Raw genomic sequence first — 16,242 nt, forward strand, 5'->3', positions numbered from 1 at the left:
ACAACTCGGCTTTTCGCTTTTTGCTCACGTGTGGGTTTAATTACTTAAGCATGTGAACATAGTTATAAAACTCGACATCGCGCACGTAACCGTGTTTCTCATACACAGATTGAGCGGTTTTGTTGTCTATGCCTGTGCTTAACATAACAAAGGCAGAGTCGGTCTCTTTCGCCAGTTGGTCTGCTTGTTCCAATAGGTGTTCACCAATCCCTCGTTTTCTCTGGGATGAATCCACATACAAATCGTAGAGAAGCCAAATCTTTTTCATTTCTAACGAACAGAAGAGTGGGTATAGCTGCGCAAAACCAAGCGTTTGCCCACTTTCATCCGTTGCGTAGTACACGACTGATTCTTCATTCTCAATACGAGCTTTGATAAAAGCCTCGGGATCTTTAACTGAAACATCGACTTGGTAGAACTCAAGATACTTCAGGTAAAGAGTGGCAATTTTCGTAACGTCAGAGGCGTCTGCTTTTTTCACAACGATCATAATAAAACCTTAAAGGCATACAGGGCTTTAGCAAGCATACGCCTAAAGTGTAGTAAGGCTTTCCGGTAATCTAATCTCTCTAAAATGATGAGCTAACAATAGTCGTAGAATTTACTCACTTTCAGTTCGCCCATGGCCACGATGCCTTCTACATCGAAAGCCGTGAAGGGACGATGAATATTGATAAAACAGCCCGAATCTCGGATTTGTTGTAGGGATTTCTCCTTACCTAAATAGACCAGTAATGAGGGTGCTTCCGTCGAGCCCTTATTGGCAAGATTGAACCCATCGATTTGCATTGCATTCACCACGTTAAAATCATCCAACGCGAGTGATCCCATTCGAATATAAATGTCATGGTCTGACAGTTTTGCCAACGGTTCCTTTTCAACGCCTTGTATTTTGGCCTTGGTCATCACGACCTCATTGGTGGCATGAAAAGCACCAACGAAAGCTTCTAAGGTATTGATTCGAGCCTCGCGTTGCATTTGCATCATCTTAGGGGCAGAAAACAGTCCAATGATCGCCAGTACCACAATCGCAACCACCACTTCTGTTAGAGAGAATCCTTTTTGTTTCATAGAGATTTCTTATAAATGGGGAGTAACACAAAAGAGGCGTCATAGTACCGAGTGAGGTGCACGGGATAAATTTGAGATGAACGATTGTTTCAACAGATAAAACCTATCAGTGCTTCTTCTCACCCAAATACAAGCGATGCTTTTTTCTTATTTTCACGACAAGCAGTGTGTCTTCATTCCCACTAGTATAAATATTGAGCTTATTAGAAAGGTGGTGTCGATGTAGGTGTTACCTGGTTTTGTGAATGCCTTTTGAAGAATGGATTTGCTTGCGATATGCATCAAAAAATAATCGCTGTTAACCATCAATTTGAGTCAATTAACAAGTAATAAATTTGGTTCTGTGAAGGACAATCTTATTTATCGGATCGTTTTAAACATAGGTTTTGCAAAATTGATAGCAAATATTACGTTGTATAAGTCTACGCTTATGTATGGGGTTATTTAGTATTTTGATAGTAAATGGTGATGTAAAGCCGACAGTTTTGGCACTTTATGGTGATGCCGGGGCGCAAGAATGAAACGCAGTTCTGAGCTAAAAAGTAAATATTCAATCAAGTTCATTGTAAGTAGCATGTTCATGTTAGTGACGGCACTTACGGCGATCTTTGCTATGGGTATGCAGTATTACTTTGGGCAGAAAATGTCGCAGGAGCACGTCATCTCAAGGTTGAGTACGGCGGCGGCAGATGTAAGTGAATACATTCACCAAGTCGATAGCAATGCGATCAGCAGTACAAGAATGCTCAAGAGCTTTCTTTCTATGTCTGACCACAACTTTTCTGAAAAAGAAATTCTCACCTTGTTTGCTCAAGTTTTGGATGAAAACCCGTTCATTCAAAGCTTGTATGTGGGTAGTGAGAATGAAGATTTCTTTCAAATCATCAATCTAAAAACCTCGGTAACGATTCGCGATAAGATGAGCGCCGATGCGGTAGATCGCTGGGCCATCGCTAAAGCCACTGGGATTGGTCCGGATAGACAAATGATCGTGTCTTACGTGGACAGCAACTTTAATGTGAATCGAACCGTTGCGAGCAAAACGTCATTTTATCCTACCCGCAGACCATGGTTTATCGGGGCGACAGAAACAAACGTCTATAAGACCGAGCCTTACCTGTTTAAAAATATGAAGGTCACGGGTCAGAGCTATGCGATCCGCAGTGGTAAAGATGTTATCGGTATCGATATTGAACTGTCGACGCTGAACTCAAAAATCGCTTCAACTGCGCTGGGTATGAGTTTAGAAAGTGGGGCGGAGTCTTTTATCTTCAACCATAAGGGTGAAGTGATCGCATCGAACATCGATCTAGAACGCGATATCGAAGTGCCACCGTCCGAACCATTGACGCTGACTGAGCCTCAGCGTGCGCTTGTGATGAACTCTCCCGCATTATTGGTCTCGAACCAAAACGACTGGGGACCTTATGACTTTTCTCAAGCTGGTGAACCTCAGGGTTATGCCGTCGATTTGTTGAGAATACTCTCTCAGCAAACCGGCTTAGAGTTCGATTTTATCAATGGTTTTGAATCGATCACGCTTTCGAAAAAGTACTTGAAAGGCACCATTGATGTTCTTCATTCCGTGTCTGGAGAAGTGCCTGAGTACGGCGAGCAAAGCGCAACCATGTACACCGCAGGCTTGGCGATAGCAGGGAAGAGCCAACGTTTCATTCCTATTTCTCTTGAAAATTTCACTGATGAAGTGGGCGTGGTTTGCGGGTTTGGTATGAAGGAGTGGTTACAAGAAAACTACCCTAAGCTGAACATCGTTGAATTTGAAAGTCTAAGTGATGCAAAAGAAGCGCTGGAGAAAGGCGAGATACCTTATTTGGTTGATACCTATTTGACGTTGGATGAGCTTAATGGCTTGGAGAAAACATCGACCGTCACGGTAAGAAAACTGGATGCGAAGCCAGTGCCTTATCACATTTACATAAACCAAAAGCACGCGGGTTTGTTAGAGGTACTCAACCTTGCCATCGAGTCGATTACACCGGAACAAAGAGAAGCGTTAACGCAAAAATGGCTGGAATCAAACCATTGGCGCGGAACGTTTGTGCCATACCCAGAAGTATTTCAACTGTCGAAAGATACGTCTAACTACAACACCATGGTGAGACGAAGCATTGAAGGGCAAAACTACTTTGTTTATGTCACGCCAATCTCAAGTTCCAGCGGCGGTGATGACTACTTTTCGGTGGTGATTCCAAAAGAAATTGTCACCGATGCAGTAACAAAGCGCTTGTTTAACTCGCTGTTGTTTACTGCGCTGGTCATGTTAGGTCTTTTCCCTCTTGCTTGGCGACTTGGTACACCAATGACGCGCTCAATTTACGCGTTGAAAGCAAGAACGCGAAAGATCCGTGCTCGTCGCTTTGATAAAGTGTGGCCGATGACGACGCGAGTAAAAGAGATTGATGAACTCTCAGATGCAATGATGGAAATGGTGGCTGAGATTCAGTCACACGAGAAGCAGCAAGAAGAGTTTGTTGAAGCCTTTATTCGCCTTATCGCACAAGCGATCGATGACAAGTCGCCATACACCGCAGGGCATTGTAACCGAGTGCCAGAAATCGGCATGATGCTGGCGGAAGCGGCTGAAAAATGTCAAAGCGGTAAATTCAAAAACTTCGCCTTCCAAAATGATGCAGAACGAAGAGAGTTCCGTATTGCGGCTTGGTTGCACGACTGTGGCAAAATCACCACACCAGAGCACATCGTTGATAAAGGCACCAAGCTAGAGGCGAACTACAACCGAATCAATGAGATTCGCACTCGATTTGAAGTGTTCCGCAGAGACTTAGAGATCGAATACCTAAATGCCTTGTTGCGTGGCGAGGTAGACAAAGGCGTCGCAAAAGCCGAGTTTGAAGAAAAAGTACGTCAGCTCAACGATGACTTTGAGTTTATCGCCAATGCAAACATTGGTGGTGAGTTCATGAGTGAAGACAAGATCGAGCGCGTGAAGAAAATCGCTGAGAAAACGTGGTTACGATACTTTGATGACCGCTTAGGTTTGTCACCATTTGAAGAAATGAACAAGCCAACTTCCGACACGCCGTTGCCGGTAAGGGAAAAACTGTTGGAAGACAAGCCAGAACATATCATCAAGCGTATTCGTCCTGTTGAGTTTGCGCCGGAGCATGGCATTCAAATGCAAGTACCGGAGCATCAGTACAACATGGGTGAAGTTTATAACCTGACGATTTCTCGCGGTACGCTGACACCAGAGGATCGCTTCAAAATCAATGAACACATGATCAGTGGCATTAAGATGCTAGAGGCTTTGCCGTTCCCACCAGAGCTAAGCAATGTTCCGCGTTATGCGTCTACTCACCACGAGACGCTGAAAGGGACAGGATACCCTCGTAAGTTGAGTGCGGATGACTTGTCGATTCCAGAGCGCATCCTAGTGATTGCGGACATTTTTGAGGCATTAACGGCGGGAGACCGACCTTACAAGAAAGCGAAGCCAGTGAGTGTGGCTATCGATATCATGTATAAGATGGCGCTGGATGAGCACTTGGATATGGACCTGTTCTTGTTGTTCCTCGAGAGCGGCGTTTACCTCGAATACGCGAAGAAGTTTATGCCAGAAACGCAAGTGGATGAGGTTGATATTCAAAAGTATCTCTCTCACTGAATTAAAATGGTTTAACCCTCCCAAAAACATCAGCTAAGAGCGGTACTTCGGTATCGCTCTTTTTTTATTGCGTAAAAGTGATCTCTGGCTTGTATGCGACGCAAGTCTCTGAAAAATATCTACTAGACTTGAAAAGTATATGCTTCAGGTTGCTTTGATAAAGCGAGTTGCTGAGTTTGTTGTTGAAGCCATCGGAGGGCTTTATCGCGTGAAGACTAAATCTGGTACCCCTCGTAAATTTTCGATTAAATTCACCGTCGGGAGTTTGTTTGTTATTGCTACGGCGGTAACGGCGCTGCTTGGACTCGGAATGCAGTATTACTTCGGTAAACAGATGTCGGAAGAACATATCCTGACTCGTTTAACCATGACCGCCAAAGACGTCAGTAATCATATCCATCAAATTGATGCCAGTGCGACCAGCAGCGCGGGTATCTTGCGAAGTGTAGCTGACTTCAGTGATACGCAATTCAGTGTGGATGAAATCCAACGAGTGTTCGTTCAAGCGCTCATCGACAATCCCGTTTTTTACAGTATCTATTTTGCCAATAACAACGAGTATTTCTTCCAAGTCATCAATTTGGAATCGTCCCCAGAAGTTAGAGGAAAGATAGGGGCAACCGCCAATGAGCGCTGGGTCATCATCACCATCAAAGGTGATGGCGAGGAGCGAATGCGGCAAACCATGTATTACTCGGAATCGCTTGAGGTTGTCCGTCAAACAGAACAGAAAAGTAACTTCTATCCATCTCGCCGACCTTGGTTTGCTGGTGCCTCAAGAGACAGCGTTTACAAAACCGATCCTTATCTGTTTCAACACCTGAAAATCACCGGGCAGTCTTACTCTGTGCGCAGTAAAGGTGCCGTTATTGGCGTAGATACGGTGCTTTCTTCACTGAGTGAAAAGATCAGCGCTACCGAACTTGGGATGAAGAAGGATGATGGTGTTGAAGCGTTTATATTCAACAATCGTGGTGAAGTGGTCGCGTCCAGCATCAACGTTTTTCACGAAGTTGATATTCCTGATTCATCGCTTTTGGCATTAAGTGAGCAGCAAAAAGCCTTGCTAGGTGACCGCGAGTTTGTGGTTTCGAATCAAAACGATTGGGGACCTTACGACTACACCCAGAGCGGCGAACCAGGTGGTTATGCTGTTGATGTACTCAATCTGGTTTCGCAGAAAACGGGCATGACGTTAGAGTTCGTTAATGGTTTCAGCTCAAAAGAGTTGGAAAAGAAATATCGCAAGGGAGAGATTGATATCCTCCAACCTGTGCTTGGCACACCGTCAGAGTTAGGGATCAAAAGTGATCCTCTGTTCATAGGGCAGCTTGCGATTGCGACGAAAACTACCAACCTAATGCCTAAGTCGTTGACGGAATTAGGTGATGACAGTATTGGCGTGGTGGCGGGTTTTGGCATGAAAGAATGGCTACTTGAACGCTATCCGTCACTGAATATTATCGAACAACCGAATCTCGACTTAGCAAAACGAGCGCTGCACATGGGTGACATTCAGTACCTTATAGACACTTACTTAACCATGGTTGAGATGAAGCGCTTGGTGAAGCTGACCGATATTCATGTCGTGTTGCTCGACGCACCACCTTTGGAATTTTCTCTGTTTATGAAGGAGAAAGACAAAGACGTGGTTGAGCTTATCAACCAAGCGATCGCAGCAATTTCACCAGAACAAAAAGTAGCGTTGCAAGAGAAGTGGCTCAAGCCTCATCAATGGAGGGGGAGTTTTGCTCCGTATCCCGAGGTCTACGAGTTGGCGATTCAAAAAGACAAACACGACCTAATGAACAAAGTGACCATTGATGGTGAAAGTAGATTCCTCTATCTCACTAAGTTGCATTCTACTCGTGGCACGAGCGATTACTTTGCTGTGATCGTTTCTGGTCAAGTAGTGACTGATGCGGTGACAAGTCGATTGTCTAAAGCGATTGCCATTACTGCGTTCGCAATGATGATTCTCTTCCCATTGGCGTGGAGGGTGGGTTCGCCAATTGTGCGCCCAATTGTTGCGCTGAGAAAAGAGACCATCAAAATCAAAGACCGTCAGTTTGATAAACTCGTCCCGGTAGAAACGCGTATCAAAGAAGTTTCTGATTTGTCCGATTCGGTCACCGAAATGACGCAAGAGATTCAGCATCACGAGCAACAGCAAGAAGAGTTTGTTGAAGCTTTTATTCGCCTTATTGCGCAAGCGATCGATGACAAGTCTCCTTACACTGCGGGGCACTGTAATCGTGTTCCAGAAATTGGTTTGATGTTGGCAGAGGCGGTAGAGAAGTGCGACACCGGTAAGTTCAAAGACTTTAAGTTTAACAATGACGATGAACGACGTGAATTCCGTATCGCGGCTTGGTTGCACGACTGCGGCAAGATCACCACGCCAGAACACATCGTTGATAAAGGCACTAAGTTAGAAGCCAACTACAACCGCATCAATGAAATTCGCACTCGTTTCGAAGTGCTAAGGCGAGATGCTGAGGTGGAAATGTGGAAGTCGATATCTACTGGTGAACGGTCAAAAGAAGAGGCGCAAGCCAAGTTCGACCAACGAGTTGCGCAGTTGGACGAAGACTTCCGATTTGTTGCCAACGCCAATGTGGGTGGCGAGTTCATGAGCGACGATAAGATTGAGCGCATTAAACATATCGCGCAGCAAACTTGGTTACGTCACTATGATGATCATCTTGGTCTTTCTCCGTTCGAAGAAATGATTAAGTTAAAATCTGACGTGACGCTGCCCGTGGTCGAAAATCTTTTGGCGGATAAGCCCGACCATATTATCGAGCGCGTTCGCCCAATGGAATTTGCACCTGAGCATGGCATTAAGGTGCAAGTGCCAGAACATCAATATAATTTGGGTGAAGTGTACAACCTGACCATTTCCCGCGGGACGTTAACACCAGAAGACCGTTTCAAAATTAACGAGCACATGATCAGTGGCATCAAAATGCTGGGGGCTCTGCCATTCCCTCCAGAGTTAAGCAACGTGCCGCGTTACGCTTCGACCCACCATGAGACGTTGAAAGGCACAGGCTATCCACGTCGGTTGAGTGCAGAAGATTTATCAACCCCAGAACGCATCTTAGTGATTGCGGATATCTTTGAAGCGTTAACCGCAGGAGATCGACCTTACAAGAAAGCCAAGCCAGTAAGCGTTGCGGTCGACATCATGTACAAGATGGCACTAGACGAGCATTTGGATATGGACTTGTTTTTGTTGTTCTTAGAAAGCGGGGTTTACCGTGACTATGCCAACAAGTTTATGCCAGCTGAACAGGTTGATGAGGTGGATATTGAGAAGTATCTGAAGTCGAAATCATCAGACGCGTAAGCCAGAGAGCTTAGAGCCTTGAATCCCTATAGCTTCAAAGAGTGGCGCATTCGTTGCCACTCTTTTTGTATCAGAACTTGGTATCGCGTTGGTAGATCAACGTTATTTGGGGTAGGTAGCAGTTCTGCCGCCTCTTGTAACGAGAGACCGGCAAAGGGATGTTGATCGTGACAGCTGAGTAAGGTCATTGCCAAGGCATAGAAATCATCGTTCTTGCTTGCCTGACCGATACGCAGAGAAGGGCATGCCGCACTATAGGCTCGGCTAACGGTTGTATGTGTATGCTCTCGGTATTTAGCATCAACTCGAATCACGCTGCCAAAGTCGATAAGCCGAACTTGGTTGTTTGACGTCACGATGACGTTATGTGGCTTGATATCGCCATGCAGATATCCCGTTTTGTGTAGATTGAGCAAAGCGAATTCAAGCTTGGTTATTAAATCTTGAGGTAATAAATCAGGTTCTATCGCGTTAAGTGTTTTGCCTTCCAGATATTGACTCATTAACCAGTCGGCGTGGTTTTGCGAGCCATAACCATGAAAGTTTGCCCAGTAATCCGACGCGTATTTGGATAGAAAGTCCGCTTCCGCCATCAAAGCCCGTTTCTCAGCCAAGCTTCGCGCTACCTTGATCGCCACCGTGCCATACAGTTTGTGCTCGCACTGAAACACGTTTTCGCTCAGAGGCGCTACATAAGTAACGCCACAGGCTCTAAACAGGGTTTGATTGGCGAACGTATTCATCACTAAATGCTCGCAGGTAACACAAAGCCCGCAAAGAAGTTCGGTACGAACGGATTGTTCTGGCCTTGAGTTTTAATCGTCAAGCGAACCTTGTCGCCATTGTAATCAAACTCAAGTTGGGTACTTTGCGAAGAGGTTGAAGTGATGCGCGGCTCAATCAAGCGGAACCATGCCCAACTGCCTTTAAACTGTTCATTGGCAATCGGCGTTGCTTGTTTTTGTAGACGCACCGTTAGTGCATCTTGCGCGACAGAATCGCCTTTCCAGCTTTGTTGAGTCCACAGCATCGGACCGTGTTGATAGGTGAAAATCGGTTTTTCAGCACGAATGGAAAACTCAGTCAGCGCCGAGCTCATTTCTGTTGGTTTCATCTGGAATTGAATCGCAATGTTTTTTGGATCAGCCAAAAACAGGGCAGAGCGAATGTCTTTGGCTTTATCAAACATCAGCCAAATCGCAGGATCTAACGCAAAGCCAGTATTTGGCAGTAAGCCGGACATAAATGGCGCACGTTGCTCTGTCGAGAAGCCTTTCAACATGGTTTGATAGAAGGTGTCCAACGTGCCATCGGTTTTAAAGAAGGCAGCAACATCTGCTGTGCTTGCGTCGCTGTTGGCACTTTTCTTAAATGGGTAGAAAGCCGCGATGGTGTTTTCATAAGGCTGGTAGACTTCGCTGTTCCACATACTATTAAGGTATTGGTGAGCTAAGTTCATTACCAATTCATTAGTTTGCACTGTCACGTAGTCAATCACTTCACCGGATAGCGGTGGCTGGGAATCGGTCAATGACGCCAACTGTGCGACCGGATTTTGCGCTTTTAAACCTGCAGATAACGTTTCGTAAGCCACTTTATCTGGCGTGTTGGATTTGTAGAACTGATCGAGCCATTTGGCCGTGTTCGCAAAACCTTCCAGAACGGAATCTATTGGTTTCTTACCCTGATCGTCTGGCGTCATTTGTTTGTGGAAATCGTTAAACGTCAGTGTGATTTGTCGAGCGGATTCCTTTTTCTCATTGTCTTGCGCAGCATCTGCAATCTCTTCATCGGTTTTCTTCTTCGCATCTTTTGGCTCTGGTAGAAGAACCGAAGTGTAGTTGCTGATGGTGGTAAACAGCTTAGACATTGGATTGTTTGAGGCATTGTTGAGCACGTTCAAGCTGGCATTCAACTGCTCAGAACCGGAAATGGTTTTCACCTCGATGCTGTTAATAAAATCGCGCCAGTAATTGATGTAATCGTTCTGATACATGCGCTTCAAGTCGTGGCTGATTCGGTGCATTTCTAGTGCACTTGGGGCTTGTCCTGCGATGCCTTCATAAGCGGATAAAGCTTCAATAAGAAGAGGGGATTCCACCGAAAGATCCAGCTCGTTAAAGCCAGTCGGGGTGTACAGGTAAGGCACGAAATAACCCACGTAACCAGGTTTGAATTGGTATATTTGGTTAAAGTTGGAGCCAAGTTCTTTACGCACATCAATGCGCTTCTCGTACGCATGATCGTTCAAAATGTGTTGGTAGATTAGCGTCTCGATATTGGATTGATTGATGACTTGCTTCGCCAACCCTTCAAGCTCTTGATTGGCAGTTGTCGCCACTAAGTGCTGGTTAAACACATCGTCGAGCAGCACTTTAAGCTGAGCAACGTTAGTTTTGTCCGCTTCGCCTTGATGCTCTAAGTTTGCTAGGAAGTAGCTTTTGAGCTCTTCAATGTTGGTGCGATTTTTATCAAACAACAGCCGATAGTCGTTCAGCAATTCGAGCGTTCTGGCTTGATCTTCCAAGTTCACATACACATACAAGTCGCTCTCAATGGTGTGCGCCATAGAAGGGATCAGCACTTGTTGCAGCTCTTTAGTGTAAGCCGCTTCAACTTCTGGCTTGATGGTCGCATTCGGTAGGAATGGCAATGTATACCAAGGTTCAGGCTCCTGATATAGCGCGTAAATGCGATGCATGGTGTACAGGTTTGGAATGTTGCCCACCAAATCTTCTTTGCTGTATGGCTGTGCTGCGATCGCTTCTTTGTAACGCTCTAACATGCCATCAGCTTTGGCTTCACGATTGGTTTGATAATCGAAGTCGAGCTTGAGAATCGTCAGTGTACCAATCAATAAACCGAGCCAAATTAGGGTGTAGGCGGTTTGGCTGAACCACAACCAATTCTCTTTATGGCGGTTAACCCCAACTAAAGTGTTTTCATTTAACACGACATGAGACATCAAATGCTGAGCAAACAAGGTTTGTTGAACGGGCATTTGTTGGTGTTGTTGATATTGCTCATTGCCGAGGGATTGGTTGACCACGTTAGCCAGTAAATCATGCTGTGCGAAATCACTGCCACTGTGGGTAAAGTAGAAGCCGCGGAAGTTGAGCCCATCTGTGTATTGGTCACCTCGGTGCAAACGCTGTAAGAAGTGCCAAAAATTCTGTTTAAGCAGACCAAATTGGTATGGCGCACCACAAATGGCATTGCGGAAATCTTGGTTAAGCTGCGCTCCCAACGCATTGCTCATGTTCGAGATTAACTGACCGGTGAGGTGGTCGTATTCGTCATTGAACCAATCGGCATCAATGCCACCATGTTTTTGCACTGGGCTGGTGGCACCGAACACTTCATTGCGTCTCGCTTCATCAAACGCAGAAAAGAACTGACAGAAATCGCTCACTTGCCCCATGTTGGTTAGGACATTGTAGACAGGTAGGTTCAAACCAAATGAACGATTGAATGTTTTGATTTGCGATTTCAATTGGTCGGCTTTTTGTGAAAGGGTTTCGCTATTGCCAACTAACTGTTCTATTTCTGTGGTGAGCAACAAGCCGTTAATCGCTTGTCTCGGGCGCCATTTATTAAGGCATTGGCACAGTGTTTTTAAGTAAAGCGGTTGTTGATCTTCGCCCATGCTGATGGAAATCAGAATTGAGTGTTCACTGAGCCAAAATAGAATCGGAAACTCAATGTCATTACCAAAGTCATCGACTTTATAAGCTTCGTAACCCATCTGCGTGATGATGCTTTTGTCTTTGCTTGGGTTATCACTGAGTAACAGGTAAATCGGCTGATCGTAACGGCTGGTTAAGCGCTTTTTACGTTTTTGTACGCCGAGCATTTTCTTGAAGTGGAAAGCGAGTAACTTGGATCGTTTTATGATTAGTGCGCGTTCTTGGTCTTGCTCAAGACTCTTTTTCACCTTGCGATTGATTAACCAAAAGCAAAGCCCAGCAGACAGAAGTGCCACAATGGTTGTCGTGATGACGCCTGTCCATAAGAAATCAGGATACGCAACAAACCAAGTCAGTAAGCCGCCTAAGATTACCAGAAGCAGGAGGGTAACAAGGCTCCAAATGATTGCTTTTTTTCTTGTTGGTGTGTTTGGGTTGTCTTGCGTCATTGTGACTCAACCTCGCTTTGTTTGTTTTTGTTATGCACCACTAAGCCGTTGACGTTGGCATTCTCTCGATACCAGTTATTGATGGTTTTCGCTTGTTCTGAGTTGTCACATCGAACAATGACGCGAACGTATGAATTGATGTTATCCGCGACAGGTTGATAGTTGGATGTCGGCAGCTGGGCGATAAACTTCTCGGCGTTTTTAAGGTTAGAGAAGGTCGCAAGTTGCACCAGCCAATCAGTGTCGGCTGCAGGGCTCGTGACTAGAGCGCTCTTCGTCCCTGGCGCCGAAGTTTTCGCTTGTGGCGTCACGGCTTTTGGTTGGCTCGGAACTGGACGAGGTGGTTGAGTGGTATTTACCGCGACTTTATTGCCTTTTAAATCGTCGTCAGTGCTGACATACACGATGTCTTCCGCACGACCAGATTCAATATAGCGCTGGCTGTACTCACCAAGCTGAACAAAATCACGTGCCCGCTGTGGTTTGGTTTTGTTGTACCAGAAATAGGTCAGAGCAACGCTCAAACCAATGATAGTTAGGAAAAATAGAGTGGTGACAAGGTAACGTTTTTTGCGCGTTGGCTTACGTGTTTTAGGTACCGAAACCTTAGTATGACAATAGATTCCACCGGCTTGTCGGTACTGACTTAAAATCTGCTCTAGACGGTAGGTAAAACTCTTTAGCTGTTCGCTGCCCGTTTCGCGGTACTGACCTTTAAAGCCGATATTGAGGAACAGGTAAACCACTTCTAATAAGTCGATCAGCTTGTGCGGTTGGCGCGCTGCTTTCTCTGCCACAGTAAAGAAAAGTTCACCGCCGTTGCGCATGCCAAACAGTTCACTGAGTAGGGTTTTGTTCTCCCATCCGCGTTTTTCACCCCAATCGGTGTAGACAATCAACTCATCCAAAACCACGGCATACAGGAAGCAAAGCTTGTCGATCACGGCGACTGGGTAGGTCAACTCGGCACCTTTGGTTTTAATTTCATTAATGGAAGCCACCAGTTGATGCCTGAGCGTGGTTATGTCTTCGGGCTCCGGCAAAGTGTTGATCTTGAGCGTGACAGCCAGTAACTCAGAACTGATGTTGATCAGCTGATTCTCGGCTTTATCGAAATGATGTAAGAACCCTATGTTGGCTTGCGCAGCGTTGACCGAATGCCACTTTACGTCTGGCATGTCGGTGTCTTTACTTACGAAGTCGTTTTCGCTGCTGTCCCAAACTAAGGTATCTTCATCCAAATAGTTCATAACTTACTACCTCAGTGCGTACAACATCACTTCTAGGTCGCCAACACGTGTATCGACGTGCAGCGCCAGTGCATCGCGGTTTTCAATCATTTCTAACCAATTGCGGTCTGACGTATCCACTTCAAAATACGCTGTACCTTGCATTGGTTTTAGTTCACTTGGCGCAACAGGAAGCGGCGTCAGCTGAACGCCAGAAAGGGCATTACGCACAATCTCGACAATCTTGTTATTGCTGCTCAGTTTGGCTGCCGCAGGGAACAATTCGTTAAGCTCGGTGCTGCTGATGTTGGAGCGGACACTGAGAACGAATCGGCGATCAGATAGGTTGTGACCATCTTTTACCAAAGTGCGAAGCAAGCGGCGTCGTTCAAACAACGAAGTGTCAAACGCAAACTCAATCACAGAGTCTTGTTGAACCAGCGTGAGCATATTGCGCAGATTCGAAAAAAGCGGATTAAAGCAATCGTAAAGACGATGGAAATCCAACGGTTGGCAAGGCTCTGGAATTGCGGGTGTGGATGCCATGACTTGCGCTTCAAACTTGCGTAGCTCCAAATAAAGCTGATGGGTTTGAAACTTTGGGTTCGACAAAGATAAATCAAACCACGGAAGCCAAGTGTTGAGTGTTTGCAGCCACAGGTAATCCTGCATCATCGACTGCGGACTCTTTTGTCCTTGTCCAGCTTGAATACGTTTGAGCAAGCTGGTGGCACGGTTGGAGGTGAGGGCATGAATCTCTTTCAAACGTTCAACCAATAGCTGTGATGCTCCGTAATGCAAACACGCAGGAATAAAGGAACGGTCTAGCATCACTTCGCCCGTTTCGCTGCATTCCAATACTTTGGCGAAAGGAATCAGGGTAAAGCCCGAAGTGTCTTCGCCTTCGAGTTTTATCGCGATGTTGAGCTGCGCGACATCCACCTCAACGCTGGCGTTTTCAGAGGTTGAAGTATCAAACACATTGATGGTGCGTGTGAGATAGCGGCTTTGTTCTGATTCATCATTTGCGTAATCATTATTGCCTTGCAGAGAGACGGGCAGTGCTAAGTAAGCCATTTTCTCAATCGTACCGTGCGGCACATCTCTGGCGACTTCGCGTTTCAGTTCGAAGTGCGTGCCATCTGGGAACAAACCCGCGCTAGAAGAGACGGAAAGCTTGCCAATTTTAAGTAGATCGTGATTGATCACCAAGTCGGTCACACCATAGTAAGGGGCATAACCAGCAAGCGTTTCGACGTTTTGTCTGACGTAGTTTTGTGTGTATCTGTCTTGTTGTTGAAAGTGTTGCGGGGCAATGAACATGCCTTCTTGCCAAACGACTTTTTTATATGCGTCCACGTGATTTCCCTATCTACTGAATCGAGTTAAAAGACATCCCACCAAGGCGAATCTGGTGTCACGGTTTGCAATGCTGCTTTGTTACCGCTGATCTTTAACTGGATATATTGTTCTTCTTCCTGAGGCGTGGTTGTCACTACCGTCGCCGTGCTTGCATCGTATTCGGCAAATTCCACCAATACGCCGATGTATTGAGTGGTCTTGTTGATGTCTAAGGTTTGTTTGCTATTGCTGTCTGGCATTACCACGGGCAGCACTTGTTTCGACACCAAGTTTGCGCCCAATAGGCTCACGTCATCGTTGTACAAATCGATAAACGGCAATTGCTTAAACTGCTGTGCATCGGTCAGTTGATACAAGCGTACTACTACGGGATTAGTACTGTTGTTAACACTTGGGTTAATCGTCTTCTCGGCGCTCACCGCCAATTGATATTGCGTCACAACCGGTGTTGGGTCAGATGAACATCCCACCAAAGCGAAAGCGAGTAAACTAAGCCAAATCTTCATCAGCTTTCCTCGCTTTGCTTTTGTATGTTTTCCATAAACATCGCTTTGAACTGGCGACGAAAATCACCGTTGTCTTGTCGATGTTGGAAGTGCTTGCGGTAGATTTTCCAATACTTCTTGTCTTTGCTACTGAACAGTCCGCCAGACACAAATTCGCTAAATTGATTCTCTAGTTGGTTTGGTGCGAATTCATTGAGGAACTGTTCGAGTGTTTTGTCCAACGCATCAAACAAAGCATCATGTGCAAGCGGTGGGTTGCGAAGGTATTGTTGATTCTTCTCGGTAATCGTAATCAGCTTTTCGATGGAGGCTTCCAGCTCTGACGTTGGATGATGATCGCCCGGAAGATACTCAATCTCCGTAGAACGCTCCATTGCTTGCTGCTGTTTCGACACTTCATCCACTTCAAAGTGGTCCGCCAGTTCGTCATCGTCGATGTCTTCAAACGGGTCGGAGGAGAAGGGGTCATCGCTCATTACATTCTGGTGGGAGTAATGGACTTCTGATTTCACGGGTTCGACGATGTTACCTTCATCGAGAAAATCGACATTGTCTTCCAGTTGCAGGTCGAACTTAGTCGCAAAGAGGTCATCAGGTTGCTCTTCGGTAGGCGCTTTGCTCGACGTGAGTGTTGATACCAACATCGAATAGCTTTCGATCTTTAAAATGTCGCCATCGTTGAGTGGGTAATCTTTATCTCTCACCATGGCTTTATCGTTGAGGCGAGCCGGGTTCTTACCGGTACTCTTCACCAAATAACCTGTTTCAGTGAGACGAATTTGTCCGTGAATACGCGAGATGCGTTTTGATTGATCGGGCAATGCTACTTCACAAGAAGCAGAGCGCCCAAACTGCCCGCCAGACTCGGGCAGATAGATGACTCTTGAAGTCACCACCTCTTCAGAGGGTACAGAAATCAAATGTATGCTGATCGCCACTTG

At 45.8% G+C, this 16,242-nt stretch carries 10 protein-coding genes; 2 read left to right on the top strand and 8 right to left on the bottom strand.

Translation table 11 applies throughout. From position 1 onward, the window contains the following. Positions 1-40: 40 nt before the first annotated feature. A complete protein-coding gene (locus L1076_RS17525; protein WP_237304166.1) occupies positions 41-490 on the bottom strand; it encodes a GNAT family N-acetyltransferase in 450 nt (149 codons plus the stop codon). A 92-nt stretch (positions 491-582) separates the two neighbouring features. Then, a complete protein-coding gene (locus L1076_RS17530; RefSeq protein WP_039974396.1) occupies positions 583-1,071 on the bottom strand; it encodes a prepilin-type N-terminal cleavage/methylation domain-containing protein in 489 nt (162 codons plus the stop codon). A 517-nt stretch (positions 1,072-1,588) separates the two neighbouring features. Here L1076_RS17530 and L1076_RS17535 point away from each other — a divergent pair. Together L1076_RS17535 and L1076_RS17540 are read left to right on the top strand one after the other, a co-directional pair. Beyond that, the gene (locus L1076_RS17535) at positions 1,589-4,717 is read left to right on the top strand and encodes an HD domain-containing phosphohydrolase (protein WP_237304167.1); all 3,129 of its coding nucleotides are present in this window, start codon (positions 1,589-1,591) and stop codon (positions 4,715-4,717) included. Positions 4,718-4,925: 208 nt separating this feature from the next. Next, positions 4,926-8,069: an HD domain-containing phosphohydrolase gene (locus tag L1076_RS17540; protein ID WP_237304270.1), complete on the top strand. Its 3,144-nt coding sequence runs from the start codon at positions 4,926-4,928 to the stop codon at positions 8,067-8,069. Positions 8,070-8,095: 26 nt separating this feature from the next. On the opposite strand, the gene L1076_RS17545 is transcribed toward L1076_RS17540, so the two are convergent. The 6 genes from L1076_RS17545 to L1076_RS17570 are packed head-to-tail and all read right to left on the bottom strand — an operon-like array spanning position 8,096 to position 16,239. Continuing rightward, positions 8,096-8,812, bottom strand: a complete 717-nt coding sequence (locus L1076_RS17545; RefSeq protein ID WP_237304271.1) for a protein kinase — start codon at positions 8,810-8,812, stop codon at positions 8,096-8,098. A gap of 2 nt (positions 8,813-8,814) precedes the next feature. Then, positions 8,815-12,204: a type VI secretion system membrane subunit TssM gene (gene tssM / locus L1076_RS17550; protein ID WP_237304168.1), complete on the bottom strand. Its 3,390-nt coding sequence runs from the start codon at positions 12,202-12,204 to the stop codon at positions 8,815-8,817. After that, positions 12,201-13,454, bottom strand: coding sequence for a type IVB secretion system protein IcmH/DotU (gene icmH / locus L1076_RS17555; protein ID WP_237304169.1), 1,254 nt, complete (start codon positions 13,452-13,454; stop codon positions 12,201-12,203). Before icmH ends, tssM begins: the two co-directional genes overlap by 4 nt. Before the next feature lie 6 nt (positions 13,455-13,460). Continuing rightward, complete coding sequence (tssK, locus tag L1076_RS17560) at positions 13,461-14,792, bottom strand: type VI secretion system baseplate subunit TssK (RefSeq protein WP_009704391.1); 1,332 nt, start codon at positions 14,790-14,792, stop codon at positions 13,461-13,463. Positions 14,793-14,818: 26 nt separating this feature from the next. Further along, a complete protein-coding gene (tssJ, locus tag L1076_RS17565; RefSeq protein ID WP_005451918.1) occupies positions 14,819-15,301 on the bottom strand; it encodes a type VI secretion system lipoprotein TssJ in 483 nt (160 codons plus the stop codon). Beyond that, positions 15,301-16,239, bottom strand: a complete 939-nt coding sequence (locus L1076_RS17570; protein WP_237304170.1) for a type VI secretion system-associated FHA domain protein — start codon at positions 16,237-16,239, stop codon at positions 15,301-15,303. The genes tssJ and L1076_RS17570 overlap by 1 nt, the downstream gene beginning before the upstream one ends. Positions 16,240-16,242 lie beyond the last annotated feature (3 nt).

Origin of the sequence: Vibrio sp. MMG023 (assembly GCF_021654215.1) — a bacterium.
Classification (GTDB): domain Bacteria; phylum Pseudomonadota; class Gammaproteobacteria; order Enterobacterales; family Vibrionaceae; genus Vibrio; species Vibrio jasicida.

Excerpts from the sequence above, each read along its gene's own strand:
- L1076_RS17545 (WP_237304271.1), bottom strand. The coding sequence starts at position 8,812 with ATGAATACGTTCGCCAATCAAACCCTGTTTAGAGCCTGTGGCGTTACT.
- tssM (WP_237304168.1), bottom strand. The coding sequence starts at position 12,204 with ATGACGCAAGACAACCCAAACACACCAACAAGAAAAAAAGCAATCATT.
- L1076_RS17525 (WP_237304166.1), bottom strand. The coding sequence starts at position 490 with ATGATCGTTGTGAAAAAAGCAGACGCCTCTGACGTTACGAAAATTGCC.
- icmH (WP_237304169.1), bottom strand. The coding sequence starts at position 13,454 with ATGAACTATTTGGATGAAGATACCTTAGTTTGGGACAGCAGCGAAAAC.
- tssJ (WP_005451918.1), bottom strand. The coding sequence starts at position 15,301 with ATGAAGATTTGGCTTAGTTTACTCGCTTTCGCTTTGGTGGGATGTTCA.
- L1076_RS17530 (WP_039974396.1), bottom strand. The coding sequence starts at position 1,071 with ATGAAACAAAAAGGATTCTCTCTAACAGAAGTGGTGGTTGCGATTGTG.
- L1076_RS17535 (WP_237304167.1), top strand. The coding sequence starts at position 1,589 with ATGAAACGCAGTTCTGAGCTAAAAAGTAAATATTCAATCAAGTTCATT.